Below are 15,084 nucleotides of genomic sequence, written 5' to 3'. Positions count from 1 at the left end.
ATGGAAACCCGAGCCCATCATGTGCTGATCGGCCTGTTCACCGTAATTGTGGTGGTCAGCGCCCTGCTGTTCGGCCTCTGGCTGGCAAAGTCCAGCGTGGACAGCGAGTTCAAGGATTACGAAGTGGTGTTCAACGAGGCCGTCAGTGGCTTGTCCAAGGGCAGCTCGGTGGAATACAGCGGCATCAAGGTCGGCGATGTCGTCAGCTTGCGGCTCGACCCTAACGACCCACGCCGGGTGCTGGCGCGGGTGCGCTTGAGTGGTGAAACGCCCATCAAGCAAGACACCCAGGCCAAGTTGGCACTGACGGGCATTACCGGCACCTCGATCATCCAGCTCAGCGGCGGCACACCCCAGAGCCAGCCATTGACCGGACACGACGGCGAACCGCCGGTAATCATTGCCGCGCCCTCGCCCATCGCCCGCCTGCTCAATAACAGCGATGACCTGATGACCAGCATCAATCTGCTGCTGCACAACGCCAACGAGGTGTTCTCCTCGGACAATGTCCAGCGCCTGAGCAGCACCCTCGACCATCTGGAACAAACCACCGGAGTCATCGCCGAGCAACGCGGCGACGTTCGCCAGGCCATGCAACAGCTGGCAACCATCGGCAAGCAGGCGAGCGCCACGCTGGAGCAGACCACCGCACTGATGCGCAACGCCAATGGCTTGCTCAATGACCAAGGCAAACAGGCATTCGGCAACGCCGGCCAGGCCATGCAATCCCTGGCTCGCAGCACGGCAACCCTCGACAAACTGCTGGATGACAATCGGGACTCGCTGAATAACGGCATGCAGGGCCTCAATGCCTTGGCGCCAGCCGTGCGTGAGCTGCGCGAGACCCTGAGCGCACTGCGGGGGATCTCCCGGCGCCTGGATGCCAACCCCAGCGGCTACTTGCTGGGCAATGACAAGAACAAGGAATTCACGCCATGAAGCCGTTGCATCGGTTCATCCGCCCTATTCTCTTGCTGGCAGGACTGACCCTGGCTGGCGGTTGCTCGATTTTGCCCAAGACAACGCCGTCGGATGTGTATCGCTTGCCCATCACTCAAGCCCCTGCTTCTGCGGGCACGCCGGTGAGCTGGTCGCTACGCCTGGCCACCCCCCAGGCCAGCGAGATACTCAACAGCCCGAACATCGCGGTCATTCCCCAAGGCAACCTGCTCAGCAGCTATGCCGCCTCGCGTTGGAGCGATCCGGCACCGGTTTTGCTGCGTAACCGTTTGCTCGATGGCTTCGCCCAGGATCGACGCGTCGGGTTGTTGAGTGTCGCCGACAGTAACTTGCAGGCCGACTTGGAGTTGGGCGGCCAGTTGCAGGCTTTCCAGACGGAATATCAAGGTACGGCAGCCAGCGTGGTGATTCGCCTGGATGCGCTGCTGGTGCGCGGTTTCGACCAACGCATCCTGGCCAGTCGCCGTTTTGAAGTCCGCCAACCGCTGACCGACGTGAAAGTGCCAGCGGTGGTGGAAGGTTTTGGCCGGGCCAGTGATCGACTGACGGCCGAGGTCGTTAATTGGACGGTGGAGCAGGGCCAGCGTCTCGCAACGCCCTCGCTGCACTAGGGTTCGCCAGGGCTCAGCCAAAGAACCAATAGCAAACCCCGATCGCCGCCACGACCCCGGCGAACTCCGCCAGCAGCGCGCAGCCCACGGCATGGCGCGCTCGTTGGATACCCACGGAGCCGAAGTACACCGCCAGCACGTAGAAGGTGGTCTCGGTGCTGCCCTGGATGGTCGCGGCCACCAGGGCCGGAAAGCTGTCCACGCCGGACGTCTTCATGGTCTCGATCAGCATGGCCCGTGCGGCGCTGCCGGAGAACGGCTTGACCATGGCGGTCGGCAAGGCATCGACGAAGCGGGTATCCAAGCCGGCCCACTGCACCAGGTGACGGATGCCGTCCAGGCCGAAATCCAGCGCTCCCGAAGCGCGCAGCACACCCACGGCGCAGAGCATCGCCACCAGGTACGGCAGCAGATTCTTGGCGACGTCGAACCCCTCCTTGGCCCCTTCGACGAAGGCTTCGTACACCTTGACCTTGCGCAGAGCCCCTATCACAAGGAACAGGATGATCAAGCCAAACAGCGTCAGGTTGCCCAGGATCGAAGATAACCCCGCCAGCGCCGTGGCCGAGAGCGTCGCCAACAGCGCCATGAAGCCGCCCAGCACCAACGCCCCCGGAATCAGGTAAGCCAGCACCACCGGATCCCAGAGCCGCAGGCGCTGAACGAAGGCCACCGAGAGCAGCCCCATCAAGGTCGAGGCGCTGGTGGCGAGCAGGATCGGCAGGAACACCAGGGTCGGATCCGGCGCGCCTTGCTGGGCGCGGTACATGAAGATCGTCACCGGCAGCAGAGTCAGCGAGGAGGCGTTGAGCACCAGGAACAGGATCTGCGCATTACTGGCGATGGTCGGGCTGGGGTTGAGGTCCTGCAGGGCCCGCATGGCCTTGAGACCGATAGGGGTTGCGGCGTTGTCCAGGCCCAGGCCGTTGGCGGCAAAGTTGAGGGTGATCAGGCCAATCGCCGGGTGGCCGGCCGGCACTTCTGGCATCAAGCGCAAGAACAGCGGTCCGAGGGCCTTGGCCAGCCAGTCGACGATCCCGGCTTTTTCGGCGATCCGCAAAAAACCCAGCCACAAGGTCAAGGTGCCGAACAGCAGGACCATCACTTCCACCGACAGCTTGGCCATGGCGAAGATGCTTTCCACCATGGCCGCGAAAATCCCGGCGTTGCCGCCGATCAACCACTGCGCCAGCGCCGACACGGCTGCCACGATAAAGAAGCCAAGCCACAGGCCATTGAGCATCGGTTAAATCCCCCGGAAGATGCCGCGAATGATAGCGGGGCTGGCAGAAACGACAAACCCCGGATTTCTCCGGGGTTTGCGTGGGTGGTCAATGTCGGAGCGAGCTTGCTCGCGATGGCGGCCTCAAGGCAGCCTCAGTGACCGGAAGTTTCCCCGGCCGGCAGCGGCTCTTTGCTGCGCCAGTGCGGCAGGGAGTTCCAGTAGCGCTGGCCCTTGGCATCGTCGTACATGCCTTCCCAGCGGGAAATGACCAGCACCGCCAGGGCGTTGCCGATGACGTTCAGCGCGGTGCGAGCCATGTCCATGATGCGGTCGACACCGGCAATGAACGCCAGGCCTTCCAAGGGAATGCCCACGCTGCCAAGAGTAGCCAGCAGCACCACGAACGACACACCCGGTACGCCGGCGATGCCTTTGGAGGTCACCATCAACGTCAGCACCAACAGCAATTGCTGACTGATGGACAGGTCGATGCCGTACAACTGGGCGATGAAAATCGCCGCGATGCTCTGGTACAGGGTCGAGCCGTCGAGGTTGAACGAATAACCGGTAGGCACCACGAAGCTGCAGATGGCTTTCGGTGCGCCGTAGGCTTCCATCTTCTCGATCACGCGCGGCAGCACGGTCTCGGAGCTGGCGGTGGAGTAGGCCAGCACCAGCTCATCCTTGAAGATGCGCATCAGCTTGAGCACCGAGAAGCCGAACAGACGAGCAATCAGGCCCAGTACCACGAAAGCGAAGAAAGCGATGGCGACGTAAACCAGGATCACCAGTTTCGCCAGCGGCAGCAGGGAGGCGAAACCGAAGTTGGCGACCGTCACCGCGATCAGCGCGAACACGCCGATGGGCGCGTACTGCATGATCATGTGTGTCACCTTGAACATGCTTTCCGACACGCCCTGGAACATCTTCACCAGCGGTTCGCGCAGGTCCGATTGCAGGCTGGACAGGCCCAGCCCGAACAATACGGAGAAGAAGATGATCGGCAGCATCTCGCCACGGGCGACCGCTGCGAAGATGTTCGATGGGATCAGGTTGAGAATGGTCTCGACGAAGGCATGCTCATGCTGGACTTCGGCGGCGGTGGCCTGGTACTTGGAAATATCCACAGTGCCCAGGGTGCTCATGTCGATGCCGCTGCCCGGCTGGAAGAAGTTGGCCAGTAGCAGGCCGACGACGATGGCGATGGTGGTGACGACTTCGAAATAAAGGATGGTTTTGAGGCCGATACGCCCCAGTTTCTTGGCGTCGCCGACCCCGGCAATGCCGACGATCAAGGAGGAAATCACGATCGGAATCACGATCATCTTGATCAAGCGGATGAAGATATCGCCGGCCGGTTGCAGCACGTTGCTGATCCACCAGGCCTTCTCGGCACTGAAATGGTTGAGCAGCGCGCCCAGTGCAATCCCGAGCACCAGACCGATGAGGATCTGCCAGGCGAGGCTTAATCTTGCCTTCTTCATATCATTACCCTTACTTCAGTTGGACTCGGGCAGCGGCACGAACACGGTTGCCAATGGCAATAAAGGTTCGCGCCGCTGCCCCCGTATAAGGTCACCCCGAGCGCGCTAGCGGCTAACTGGCAGGCGAAAAAAGGCGCAACTATTGCGATGCAAGGGGAGGCCGTCTAATGCCGTAAACGCCTACCCTATGCCGAATCGGCATGAGATTTTCAAAACGAAACGAGCGTCCCGATCGAATCTAATCGAGCGTTCTGGCGGGCATAAGCGCCGTGAAACGGCCATTTCAGCGTAGCCCGGCCTTCGCGGGCATACCTGCGGATCCGATGAAATGCAGGCGAATCCAGACATGCCCCATGGACGCAAAAGCGCGGGCATTCTCCGATATACGGTCGGGCGTGGGGGGATAAATCGAACGATGGAGACAAAATGCCGCATCGGGCAGCGGTGCGAGGCGTCGATCTGGCAGCCGCTCTGGCGCAAGCATTGGGTGCGATAAGCTCTCCGCAAGTTCGCCAAGCCACCGTGGCTTTGCGAACTTGCGTCGCAGCTTTTACCTGACCCGGCCCTTTCGCAGGCACCCCTTGTGCCCGTAGGTCACTCCGACCCTAAGCGGTCAGAACGTCCCAGCCCCCTGGTCATGCAGCAGCCCTCCTCGGGCTGTGCAGAAGGAAAAGCAAGGCTGCTTTTCCCGTTCTCAAAATCAGTACCAATTTGGATCTTTCTTGAGTTGTTCCCTTAACAGTTCCTGCATACCTTCATCGGGTTTGCCAAGGAACCGGTAGTCGGCATGACGCGTGGGCGACTTGTCGGCCGGCAATCCGGCAGGCACTTCCACCAGCATTGCGTAGGCCTCGTCCTTGTCAAAACTAAAGGCCACGATCAGGCGTTTACTGCGGCATGTCGCCTGGGTTTCGCACAGAGGGCCCACCAGATATTTCTCGCCATCTTCCTCGACGGCGTTCATCTGTTGCGAATCGCCCGACAGGTTCATCACCCATTCCGGCAAGCGTTCCTCTTTGCGAACGACGTGCTGCCAGGTCTCGCGGTACTGCGGGTCTGCCTCAAGCAGTTGATTGACCCGCATCTGTCCATCATTGGCAGCCATTGCCGTGGCACAGCCGCCCAAGAGCAGGGCGGCGGCCAATCCTTTATAGGGAACGCCCATGGTCAGCCTCGACCACGACGGCCAAAGAAGAAGGAAGCGATGAACATCACCAGGAACACGACAAAGAGAATCTTGGCGATGCCCGTGGCGGTGCCTGCGATACCACCGAAGCCCAGTACGGCGGCGATGATGGCAATGATCAGGAAAGTAATTGCCCAGCTCAACATGGTGATTCTCCTTACGCTTTTCTATTTAGTGAGGGTCTGGCGGTGATGGTTCCGGTGCACTGGACGACCGGTCTCATCGAGTTAAAAAACCCAACGCTCCTGACGGGGCATGTCAGTGACGGGTTGGGCCTGGTCGACCTCCATCATTCGCATTGAAGCGGTGGCTTCCGCGACGCTGTTTACGGCGCTGAAATGCGTCTGAGGAGCGCGATACACGGAAACCTGAGGCGCCTCGGGCTGGCGGCTTTCGTGCCAGAGAAGAAGCTGCTGGCTTGCCACCAGAGTGATCAGCAGCGCCAGAACAGCCCACAAACCCTGCTGGATATGCAGGGAAGAGATTCGAAATTGGGCGGCACGTTGACGATTCATCCTGAAATTCCTCCCCACCCGAGTGGTGATTTGGTTGAGGCGTTCTAACGCCACGTTTGATTCAGAACATTGCAGTCGCCGTGCCAGATTTTTTATCGACACAAATATCAATTAAAACAAATAGTTATGAAAGCTGTGCACGATGTTGGGGGCGCATCCTGCACGATGACCCGATGGGAGTCGTGCGAATTGCACGAAGGAAAAAGGGAAGGGCGATAGATTCTTTTTGAATTGCCCGTCTGAAACAGCTGTCGGAATGAGCGAGCCGAACCGTAAGACCCACGCGGCTCATGAAAAAAGCAGCTTAAATCAATATTTTAGCCACCCGGCGTCCACAGGGCCGTTCGCGGTGGGTAATATCCCCTCAGAAATGACCATGCAACTTGCCCGATTTTTCTGACACTAACCAACATCATTCATTAAAGGAGCGTAGGAAAGATGGAATCCGCCACTGAGCATCAAGGCCGCATTCTGCTGGTGGACGATGAGTCCGCCATCCTGCGTACGTTCCGTTATTGCCTTGAAGACGAAGGCTATACCGTCGCCACCGCCAACAGCGCCGCCCAGGCCGATGCCTTGCTGCAACGCCAGGTATTCGACCTGTGCTTTCTCGACTTGCGCCTGGGTGAAGACAATGGCCTGGACGTCCTGGCGCAGATGCGTATTCAGGCGCCATGGATGCGGGTAGTGATCGTCACTGCTCACTCGGCTGTCGACACCGCTGTCGATGCGATCCAGGCCGGGGCGGCGGATTATCTGGTCAAGCCTTGCAGCCCGGATCAACTGCGCCTGGCGACCGCCAAGCAATTGGAAGTGCGCCAATTGTCGGCAAGGCTTGAAGCCCTCGAGGGGGAAGTACGCAAGCCCAAGGATGGCCTCGATTCTCACAGCCCGGCGATGAAAGTGGTCCTGGAAACTGCCCGCCAGGTGGCCAGCACCGATGCCAACATTTTGATTCTCGGCGAGTCCGGCACCGGTAAAGGCGAGCTGGCCCGGGCGATCCACGGCTGGAGCAAGCGTGCGAAGAAGTCCTGCGTGACCATCAATTGCCCGTCATTAACCGCTGAGTTGATGGAAAGCGAATTGTTCGGCCATAGCCGTGGGGCATTCACCGGCGCCAGCGAGAGCACCTTGGGTAGGGTCAACCAGGCCGATGGCGGCACGCTGTTTCTTGACGAGATCGGCGATTTTCCCTTGACGTTGCAGCCCAAGTTATTGCGCTTCATCCAGGACAAGGAATATGAGCGGGTAGGCGACCCGGTGACCCGTCGCGCCGACGTGCGGATTCTTGCCGCGACCAACCTCAACCTGGAGGACATGGTGCGCGACGGACGTTTTCGCGAAGACCTGCTGTATCGCCTGAACGTCATCACCCTGCACCTGCCGCCCCTGCGCGAGCGCGCCGAAGACATCCTGACCCTGGCCGACCGTTTCCTGGCGCGCTTCGTCAAGGAGTATGCACGTCCGGCCCGGGGTTTCAGCGACGAGGCTCGCGAAGCGCTGCTAGGCTACCGCTGGCCAGGCAACATTCGGGAGCTGCGAAACGTGGTCGAGCGTGCCAGCATCATCTGCCCCCAAGAGAAAGTCGAAATCAGTCACCTGGGCATGGCCGAGCAACCGGTCAACAACGCGCCGCGAATCGGTGCCGCGCTAAGCCTCGACGAATTGGAGAAAGCCCATATCGGCGCGGTGCTGGCCACGGCCGACACCCTCGACCAGGCGGCCAAGACGCTGGGTATCGATGCCTCCACGCTGTATCGCAAACGCAAGCAGTACAACCTGTGAGCGAGACGTCATGAAACTGGCAATGAAGCTGCGCACCCGATTGTTCCTCAGCATCTCGGCCCTGATTACGGTGGCGCTGCTGGGGTTGGTGCTGGGGCTGGTCAGTGTCATGCAAATGGCCAACACCCAGGAACAATCGGTACGCGACAACTTCCTCTTGCTGGACCTGGGGCTCAAGCTGCGCCAGACCCTGGGCGATCAGTTGATGATCATGCTCGACGACAAGCCCGACCTTGCTGCGCTGGAACAGTCCAAGCAGCAATACCTGGCGCTGATCGACGAGGGCATCGCCCATGAGCGCGCGCTGGATGACTCGGCCATCAGCTTCAGCAAGGCCAAGGCCGACTACATCGACTTCTTCCAAGCCTTCACCGCCTCTCGCCAGGATCCGCAACAGCTCGCCGGCATCCAAGGCCTCACCGATAAATTCGATGTGCTGCGCAATGGGCTGATCGAAGGTTATCGGCACGCCCTGAACAACATCAGTGAGACTCAAGACCGCGCCCGTGAACGCGCGTTGCTGATTTCCGCGCTGCTGGGGTTGGTTGGGCTGGCCGTGCTGATCATCGGATTCATTACGGCCCACGGTATCGCCCGGCGTTTCGGGGCCCCGATCGAGGCGCTCGTCGCGGCGGCGGACGACATCGGCCAGGGCAATTTCGAAGTGACGCTGCCGATTTCCTCTGCCGCCGAGCTGAATCTGCTCACACGTCGTTTCGGGATCATGGCCCAGGCCTTGCGTGAGCACCAGGCCACCAATATCGATGAACTGTTGGCCGGCCAGCAGCGCTTGCAGGCGGTGCTCGACAGCATTGACGACGGCTTGCTGATGATCGACCGCCAAGGCCGCCTGGAACACCTCAACCCGGTGGCCCAGCGTCAGTTGGGTTGGGATGAGGAACGCCTGGGTCATGGATTGGGCGAGGCATTGGGGCGACTGGAGCTGGATGAAGAGCTGCAACTGGTACTTCGCGGCGGCACGCTGGAGCGCGCACCGGAGGACTTGAGCATCGAAGTGGATGGTGAAACCCGCGTATTGACCTACAGCCTCACGCCGGTCAGCCATACCCAGGGCCACATCCTCGGCGCGGTGATGGTGTTGCATGACGTCACCGAACAACGCGCCTTCGAACGGGTGCGCAGCGAATTCGTGCTGCGAGCCTCGCATGAACTGCGCACACCGGTGACGGGCATGCACATGGCCTTCGGCCTGTTGCAGGAGCGCGTGCACTTTGCCGAGGAATCCCGCGAGGCTGACCTGCTCAACACGGTCAATGAAGAAATGCAGCGGCTGATGCAGCTTATCAACGACCTGCTGAATTTCTCTCGCTATCAGAATGGCCTGCAGAAACTGACCCTGGCGCCGTGCTCCATCGAAGAGCTGTTGGAGGCGGCCCGGCTGCGGTTTGCCGAGCAGGCCGAAACCCGGGGTGTCGAATTGCGTGTGGAGCTTCAGGGCACGTTGCCAAGATTGCATGCCGACGCGGCGCAACTGGACCGTGTGCTGGATAACCTGATCGACAACGCCATGCGCCACACCGGCGACAATGGCCAGATCCGTTTGCAGGCCCGGCGCCACGGCGAACGGGTCATCATCAGTGTCGAGGACAATGGCGAAGGCATCGCCTACGGCCAGCAGGGCCGGATCTTCGAGCCGTTCGTGCAGGTCGGACGCAAGAAGGGCGGCGCAGGCCTGGGACTGGCGCTGTGCAAGGAGATCGTGCAACTGCACGGTGGCCGCATGGGCGTTTACTCGAGACCGGGGCAGGGCACGCAGTTCTACATGGCGCTGACGGTCTGAGGCCGATCAGGCTTCGTCGTCCAGGCGTCGTCCGATCAGCCGTCGACCCCGTGTAATCAATTCGATGAGCTGCACCGCGCTGAGCGCATGAGCAAACAGCCAACCCTGGCCGAACCTCACCCCTTCGCTGCTTAGAAAGGAGGCCTGGGCTTCGTGCTCGATACCTTCGGCAATCACTTTGAGCTGCAACGCGTGGGCCATGCGAATGATATGCGGGGCCACGCCGCTGCTGGCGGCATCGTGGCCGAGGGCGTCGATGAAGGCCTTATCGATTTTCAGGCAATCGACCGGCAGGGTTTGCAGGTAGGCCAGGCTGCAATAACCGGTGCCGAAATCGTCGATCAATACCTGATGTCCGACATCACGCAGCGATTGCAGGTTATCCCGGGCGACCAACACATCGATCAAGCCACGTTCGGTCACTTCGAAGGCGATCTGGTGCGCCGATACTCGATGCCGAGCCAGCAACCGCGCAATCACCTCACCGATGCGCGGCACCATCACATCGCAGGCCGCCAGGTTCACTGAAATGTACAGCTGCGGATTGGCGCGCAACATCTGGCCCAACTGATCAAACAGCCGCTGCAATACAAAGTCGGTGATCTGGCGAATCTGCCCGGTGTTCTCGGCCATCGGAATGAACAGATCCGGACTGGTGAGGGTGCCGTCCGGTCGTCGCCAGCGCAGCAGGGCTTCGGCCCCGACACAGTTGCGGCTGTTCAGGTCGAAGATCGGCTGGTACAGCACCTGCAACTCACCACGCCGGATAGCCCGATTCAGCTCGGCATCCATGGACTGGCGCTGGCGCGCCAACAAAAACACCTGGAAGCCGATGCCCAGGCCCAGCACCAGGCTGAAGGGAAATATCCACCACGCGGCTGCCGGCATGCTGTAGCTATTGCGCGGGGCGATCAGCACCAACTGATACTCCGGGCTGTCGGTGGGCATCCGGTAGATCAGCCGGGTCTGCGTCACTTGCAAGGCATTCTGGCTTTTGGGTGGCCAGGGCTCCGTGGGCGGCCAATACTGCTCGGTGCCCAAGACGGGAATGGCCCGCTCGCCATGATCGACCACCACCAGCAGACTGCTATCCGGTGGCAGATCGACCACGTCGGTCAGATGGCCGCGAGAGGTGGCCACCCGAAAATTGCCGCGCCCCAGCATCAAGGCGGCGCGGTCTTCATCGGGTTCGGTGGTGGTGTTGAGCCAGTAGCTATAGGTCGGGCCACGGATATCGGGGGGGCGGGTAACTGACAGTCCACTCTGCCGGGGACGATTGGAGCACACACCGCTGCCATCGATATACACCGCTTCGTAAACGAAACGGTAGTTGAAGCTGACCTGCCGCAACGTCGCGATCATGTCATCGTCGCATCCCCGTAGCGGCTGGTTCTGGAGGTCGTCGAGGCTTTCACGCAGTTGCCCGAACAACTGCTCCAGCCGTTGCAGGAAGCGCTCGCCCTGGGCGTTCATCAGGTCGCTCTCACGCTGCTGCGCCTGCTGCCTGACCACAAGCAGACCCACCCCCAGCAACAAGGCTGTACTCAGGACAGCCGCCATCACCGCCAGGAACACGGGGCGATGGAGCCAGCTCTGCAGGGTTTCGCGGGCAGCCGTCATCATGGGTAATCCGAAAGTTACCAATGAGTTATAGCTGCTGATTTGGATCTAGCCTTGATCGTCAGACGGGCGTCATTATTTTGTCTGGTTGAGCACCTGCAAGAGCGCGGCGCTTTGTGCGTCCGGCATGCCATCGAACCGGGTCGGCCGGTAGTGCATCTGGAAGGCGGCCAGTACATGGTGCGTGGCGACATCCCATTCGCCGGTCTGTGGCGTTGGGTAGCCGAGACGGGCCAACTCCACCTGGAACCAGCTGGCACTGGGCAGCTGCGCCGCGAAGGTGGGCTGCAGGCGCGCTACGGCCTGTTCGTCGGGCCAGACGCCCAGGCCCGCCTGGGCCAGGCGTTTCCACGGAAACAGCGGGCCCGGATCCAACTTGCGCAGGGGGGCGATGTCGCTGTGGCCGATGATGCTGCGCGGGTTGATCCCGTTGCGCTGGATGATGTCCTTGAGCAATACGATCAGGGCCTGGACCTGGGCTTCGCTGTAGGGATACCAGAGGCGCCCTGTGGGCGTATCGACGAAGCCAGGATTGACGATTTCGATGCCGATGGAGCTGGAATTGAGCCAGGTCCGGCCCTCCCACTCACTTTCCCCGGCGTGCCAGGCGCGCCGGCTCTCGTCCACCAGTTTGTAGATCGTCGCGCCTTTATCGTCGCCAATCAGGTAATGGGAACTGACTTCACCGTGTGTCAGCAGGGCCAGCGAGCGCTCCAGGGAGGCTGATGTGTAATGCACCACCACGAATTGGATGCGGTTGTCATGATTGACAGAAGGATGGCTGGTATCGAGCCGAGGGCCACTGGCGCAGCCGGCCAGCATGGCTAAAAAGACGATAAACGGTAAAAATTTCATGGTGGACTGCATTACAGGTTGGAGTAATGCAACAGTGTAACGTATTGGGTCGCGATGATCCGGTGCGCGGCCGATATTAAACAAAATGGAACAATTGAGTTATCAGGCTAGCTCCACTCGATTGCGCCCGGCATTTTTTGCCCGATACAGCGCCAGGTCGGCTCGCTTGATCACCGAATCACTGTGTTCGCCGGGCTTGAAGGCGGTCATGCCCATGGAAACCGTGACGGTCACCGGCTCGCCTTTGAAATGGAACGGGCAGGATTCGATGGCTGCGCGCAAGGCCTCGGCCAACTTGACGCCGGAAGCCAACGGCGTGTCAGGCACCAGCAGGACAAATTCCTCGCCACCAAAGCGGGCGATAAAATCGCCGCCACGCAGGCGCTTACGCAGTACCGAGGCGATCAGCTTCAATACCCGGTCGCCGGCCAAGTGGCCGTAGTTGTCGTTGATTCGCTTGAAGTGGTCGAGGTCGAGCATGGCCAGTAGCAGGCTGTTACCGTGTTGCTGCCATTTAGCGACTTCATGCTCCAGGCGCTCGGACCAGGCGGCGCGGTTGGGCAGGCCGGTGAGCGGATCGACCAGCGCTTTTTGCCGTTGTTCCTCGAGATTCTCGCGAACGACCTGAGCATCCTGCTCCATCAGCGCCACGCGCTCGGCCAGGCTTTTCAGGCGAGCCGAGACTTCCTGCTCACGTTGGTCACGTTGCTTCTGGTGCTCGTCCAGCGTCCCCAGCAAGCCCTCCAGGTGATTTTCGAGCACCTGCTTGACGCCTTCCAGGTCGTCGGCTGCCTGAACGCTGCTTTGCAGGCCATCTACCTGTTCACGGATCTGGGTGTCCATTTCCCTGGAAGCTGAATGGTTATCGGCGTGGTCTTCGCTCGCGGCCTGCAAGCTGCTCTGGAATGACTCGAGCCGATCGTTGAGGCGCTTCAGGTAGGCTTCGAATTCATGCTGGCCACTGTCGGTGATGGCCAGCATGAGTACCGCCAGATCGTCGAGGATTGGCAGCAGCTCGTACCAGTTCAAGCCATTTCGCAGGCGCTCGCGCATGGCCTCTGCCTGCGGTCGATGACGCTCGGGCAGGGTGAGGTCGCCCAACAGGCCCAGCAGCGTATCTTCAATGTGCTTGGCAACCGAGCTGTAGGACGGTTCCGGTGAGTCGGGCAGCGCATACTGGGCATCGGCCGCATCGGCGACCGCTATCGGGACTTCGGCGGGCTCGGCCTCTACGGACGGCAGCGATGGTTCGGACAGGGCCTGTGGCGGGACTTCTGGCTTTAGCTCGTCGGGGTTATCCGGCAGGGGCATCGACTCGACGGGCTCGGGCTCGCTGTGGACCGGTGCCGGCTCGCTTGCCTTGTCCGGCTCGCCGGCCGGCTCAACCTCTTCTGATGCGGCTGTCGGTGCCGGCTCGACGCTCGGCGCAACGACAGTGATTGCTTCGGGCGCGGTCTGCGAGGCCGCTGATTGTGCGGGGCTGGATGCTATGGAGGATGCTGGTTCGGGTGCCGGTGCTTGGCCGGTGTGCTCTTTGGCCGGTGCCGCTGTTACCGGAGGGGCCGTTTCGGGCGCGCGCGTCTCACTGGCCTGGGCAGGCTCGTGTGGCGCTGGCGCCAGCGCGGGCTGTTCGGCGCCCTGGCTGCCGAACAGCCGCTGCAATAAACCCGGTCGATTCGGTTCGGTGGGCGTCTCCAGGGCGCTCAGCGCCTTGCCTTGAAGACTGCTCAATTCGCCGAGCAGCAGTGGGAGCTCCCGAACCTGGCCGGCCCTCTCTTCCAACTGCTTGGAGAACTTCTTCAACGGCCGGCTGACTTCCTTCGGCAACGGCAGGGTTTGCAGTTGGGCAACCAGCGCCATCAGCGCGGCGCTCATCTGCTCGGCCCGGGTCTCGCGACGCTGCTCGGAATCGAGCACCGCCTTCTCCAGGCGCGGCAGCAAAGCGGCGAGGGCGGCATCCATGTCGTCGGTGCGCACCGCCTCGCGCATTTCCTTCATGCACTGGTCCACCGCCCGATCCGTGCCCTCGGCGGCCAGGGTGCTGCGCACCAGGCCTCGACGCAGCAAGTCGAGGCGAGCATCCCAGCGGCGTTCGAGCTTCTCCTGTTGCTCGATACCCTTGAGGTACTTCTCTCTCCAGCGTTCAGCGTCGTCGCTCATTCATCGGATCCGCAAGGGGCAGGGCTCAGCACAGGGAATGCATCAGCCGTGAGCGAACCCGGCAAACGAATTTCGACCGCGACCGGCAGGTGGTCGGAAATGGGTTGGGCCAGCACCTCGACGCGTTCGAGGGTCAGGGTCGGGCTCAACAGGATATGGTCCAGGCAGCGCTGGGGGCGCCAGCTGGGAAACGTCGCTTCCAGTTGTGGAGCGAGCAGGCCAAGGTCGCGCAGGGGCGAGGTCTGGAGCAAGTCACTGGCATGGGTGTTCATGTCGCCCATCAGGACCTGGTGCTTGTAGCCACCGATCAGCTCGCGGATGTAGGCCAGTTGCATCGTCCGGGTACGCGCCCCGAGCGCCAGATGCATCATGACCACGACCAGCGCCTCCGGCCCTTCGCCGAAACGCGCGAGGATCGCCCCGCGCCCCTTGGGACCCGGCAGCGGATGGTCTTCGATCGCCCACGGGCGCAGGCGGCTCAACACACCGTTGCTGTGTTGACCGAGACGACCGAGGTTGCGATTGAGCTGTTGGTACCAGTAGGGAAAGGCGCCCAGTTGGGCCAGGTGTTCGACCTGATTGACGTAGCCGGACCTCAGGCTTCCGCCGTCGGCCTCTTGCAGGGCCACCAGGTCAAAATCCTTCAGCAGGTCGCCGATTTTCTGCAGATTACCGGCACGCCCGGTGTGCGGCAGCAAATGTTGCCAGCCACGGGTCAGATAGTGCCGATAGCGTTCGGTGCTGATGCCCACCTGAATATTGAAGCTGAGCAGCCGCAAACGGCTGTCAGCCGGCAGGCCCGTGGACGTGACGTGATGCTCGTTGACCCGCGGTTCATGCAGGCCAACGATGCGTTCGGTGCTCCAGCGGGCCATGGGCTGG

Annotated in this window: 13 protein-coding genes; 4 read left to right on the top strand and 9 right to left on the bottom strand. The window is 61.3% G+C overall.

All coding sequences use genetic code 11. The annotated features are described in order from the left end of the window. The gene (locus tag AD663_RS00375; protein ID WP_003177156.1) at positions 1 to 939 is read left to right on the top strand and encodes an MlaD family protein; all 939 of its coding nucleotides are present in this window, start codon (positions 1 to 3) and stop codon (positions 937 to 939) included. Further along, the gene (locus AD663_RS00370) at positions 936 to 1,571 is read left to right on the top strand and encodes an ABC-type transport auxiliary lipoprotein family protein (protein ID WP_053213071.1); all 636 of its coding nucleotides are present in this window, start codon (positions 936 to 938) and stop codon (positions 1,569 to 1,571) included. The genes AD663_RS00375 and AD663_RS00370 overlap by 4 nt, the downstream gene beginning before the upstream one ends. Before the next feature lie 13 nt (positions 1,572 to 1,584). On the opposite strand, the gene AD663_RS00365 is transcribed toward AD663_RS00370, so the two are convergent. From AD663_RS00365 to AD663_RS00350, 5 genes are all read right to left on the bottom strand, one after another. Further along, on the bottom strand, positions 1,585 to 2,814 hold the full coding sequence (locus AD663_RS00365; protein ID WP_003177154.1) for a nucleoside recognition domain-containing protein: 1,230 nt from the start codon (positions 2,812 to 2,814) through the stop codon (positions 1,585 to 1,587). Positions 2,815 to 2,948: 134 nt separating this feature from the next. Then, entirely contained in the window at positions 2,949 to 4,280 is a 1,332-nt protein-coding gene (gene gltP, locus AD663_RS00360; protein ID WP_003177153.1) for a glutamate/aspartate:proton symporter GltP, read from the bottom strand. 700 nt (positions 4,281 to 4,980) lie between these two features. After that, entirely contained in the window at positions 4,981 to 5,445 is a 465-nt protein-coding gene (locus AD663_RS00355) for an inhibitor of vertebrate lysozyme family protein (RefSeq protein ID WP_003177152.1), read from the bottom strand. Positions 5,446 to 5,447: 2 nt separating this feature from the next. Beyond that, positions 5,448 to 5,612 carry a DUF1328 domain-containing protein gene (locus AD663_RS28020; protein ID WP_003177151.1) on the bottom strand — a complete coding sequence of 55 codons (165 nt, stop codon included), beginning with the start codon at positions 5,610 to 5,612 and terminating at the stop codon, positions 5,448 to 5,450. 81 nt (positions 5,613 to 5,693) lie between these two features. After that, a complete protein-coding gene (locus AD663_RS00350) occupies positions 5,694 to 5,981 on the bottom strand; it encodes a hypothetical protein (protein WP_003177150.1) in 288 nt (95 codons plus the stop codon). Positions 5,982 to 6,419: 438 nt separating this feature from the next. Here AD663_RS00350 and algB point away from each other — a divergent pair, with 438 nt between their 5' ends. Continuing rightward, entirely contained in the window at positions 6,420 to 7,766 is a 1,347-nt protein-coding gene (gene algB / locus AD663_RS00345; RefSeq protein WP_003177149.1) for a sigma-54-dependent response regulator transcription factor AlgB, read from the top strand. A 10-nt stretch (positions 7,767 to 7,776) separates the two neighbouring features. Next, positions 7,777 to 9,567, top strand: a complete 1,791-nt coding sequence (locus tag AD663_RS00340) for an ATP-binding protein (protein WP_003177148.1) — start codon at positions 7,777 to 7,779, stop codon at positions 9,565 to 9,567. Between the two features lie 6 nt (positions 9,568 to 9,573). Here AD663_RS00340 and AD663_RS00335 read toward each other — a convergent pair whose 3' ends face one another. From AD663_RS00335 to AD663_RS00320, 4 genes are all read right to left on the bottom strand, one after another. Next, complete coding sequence (locus tag AD663_RS00335; RefSeq protein ID WP_033045867.1) at positions 9,574 to 11,190, bottom strand: EAL domain-containing protein; 1,617 nt, start codon at positions 11,188 to 11,190, stop codon at positions 9,574 to 9,576. 72 nt (positions 11,191 to 11,262) lie between these two features. After that, positions 11,263 to 12,042 (bottom strand): N-acetylmuramoyl-L-alanine amidase, encoded by a 780-nt coding sequence (locus AD663_RS00330; RefSeq protein ID WP_003177146.1) that lies wholly within the window; start codon positions 12,040 to 12,042, stop codon positions 11,263 to 11,265. A 102-nt stretch (positions 12,043 to 12,144) separates the two neighbouring features. Continuing rightward, complete coding sequence (locus AD663_RS00325; RefSeq protein ID WP_053213070.1) at positions 12,145 to 14,202, bottom strand: GGDEF domain-containing protein; 2,058 nt, start codon at positions 14,200 to 14,202, stop codon at positions 12,145 to 12,147. Beyond that, on the bottom strand, positions 14,199 to 15,077 hold the full coding sequence (locus AD663_RS00320; RefSeq protein ID WP_003177144.1) for an endonuclease/exonuclease/phosphatase family protein: 879 nt from the start codon (positions 15,075 to 15,077) through the stop codon (positions 14,199 to 14,201). The genes AD663_RS00325 and AD663_RS00320 overlap by 4 nt, the downstream gene beginning before the upstream one ends. Positions 15,078 to 15,084: the final 7 nt, after the last annotated feature.

Source organism: Pseudomonas sp. Q12-87 (assembly GCF_001269755.1).
GTDB classification, from domain to species: Bacteria; Pseudomonadota; Gammaproteobacteria; order Pseudomonadales; family Pseudomonadaceae; genus Aquipseudomonas; species Aquipseudomonas fluorescens_S.
This window is presented reverse-complemented; position numbering and strand designations above follow the sequence as displayed.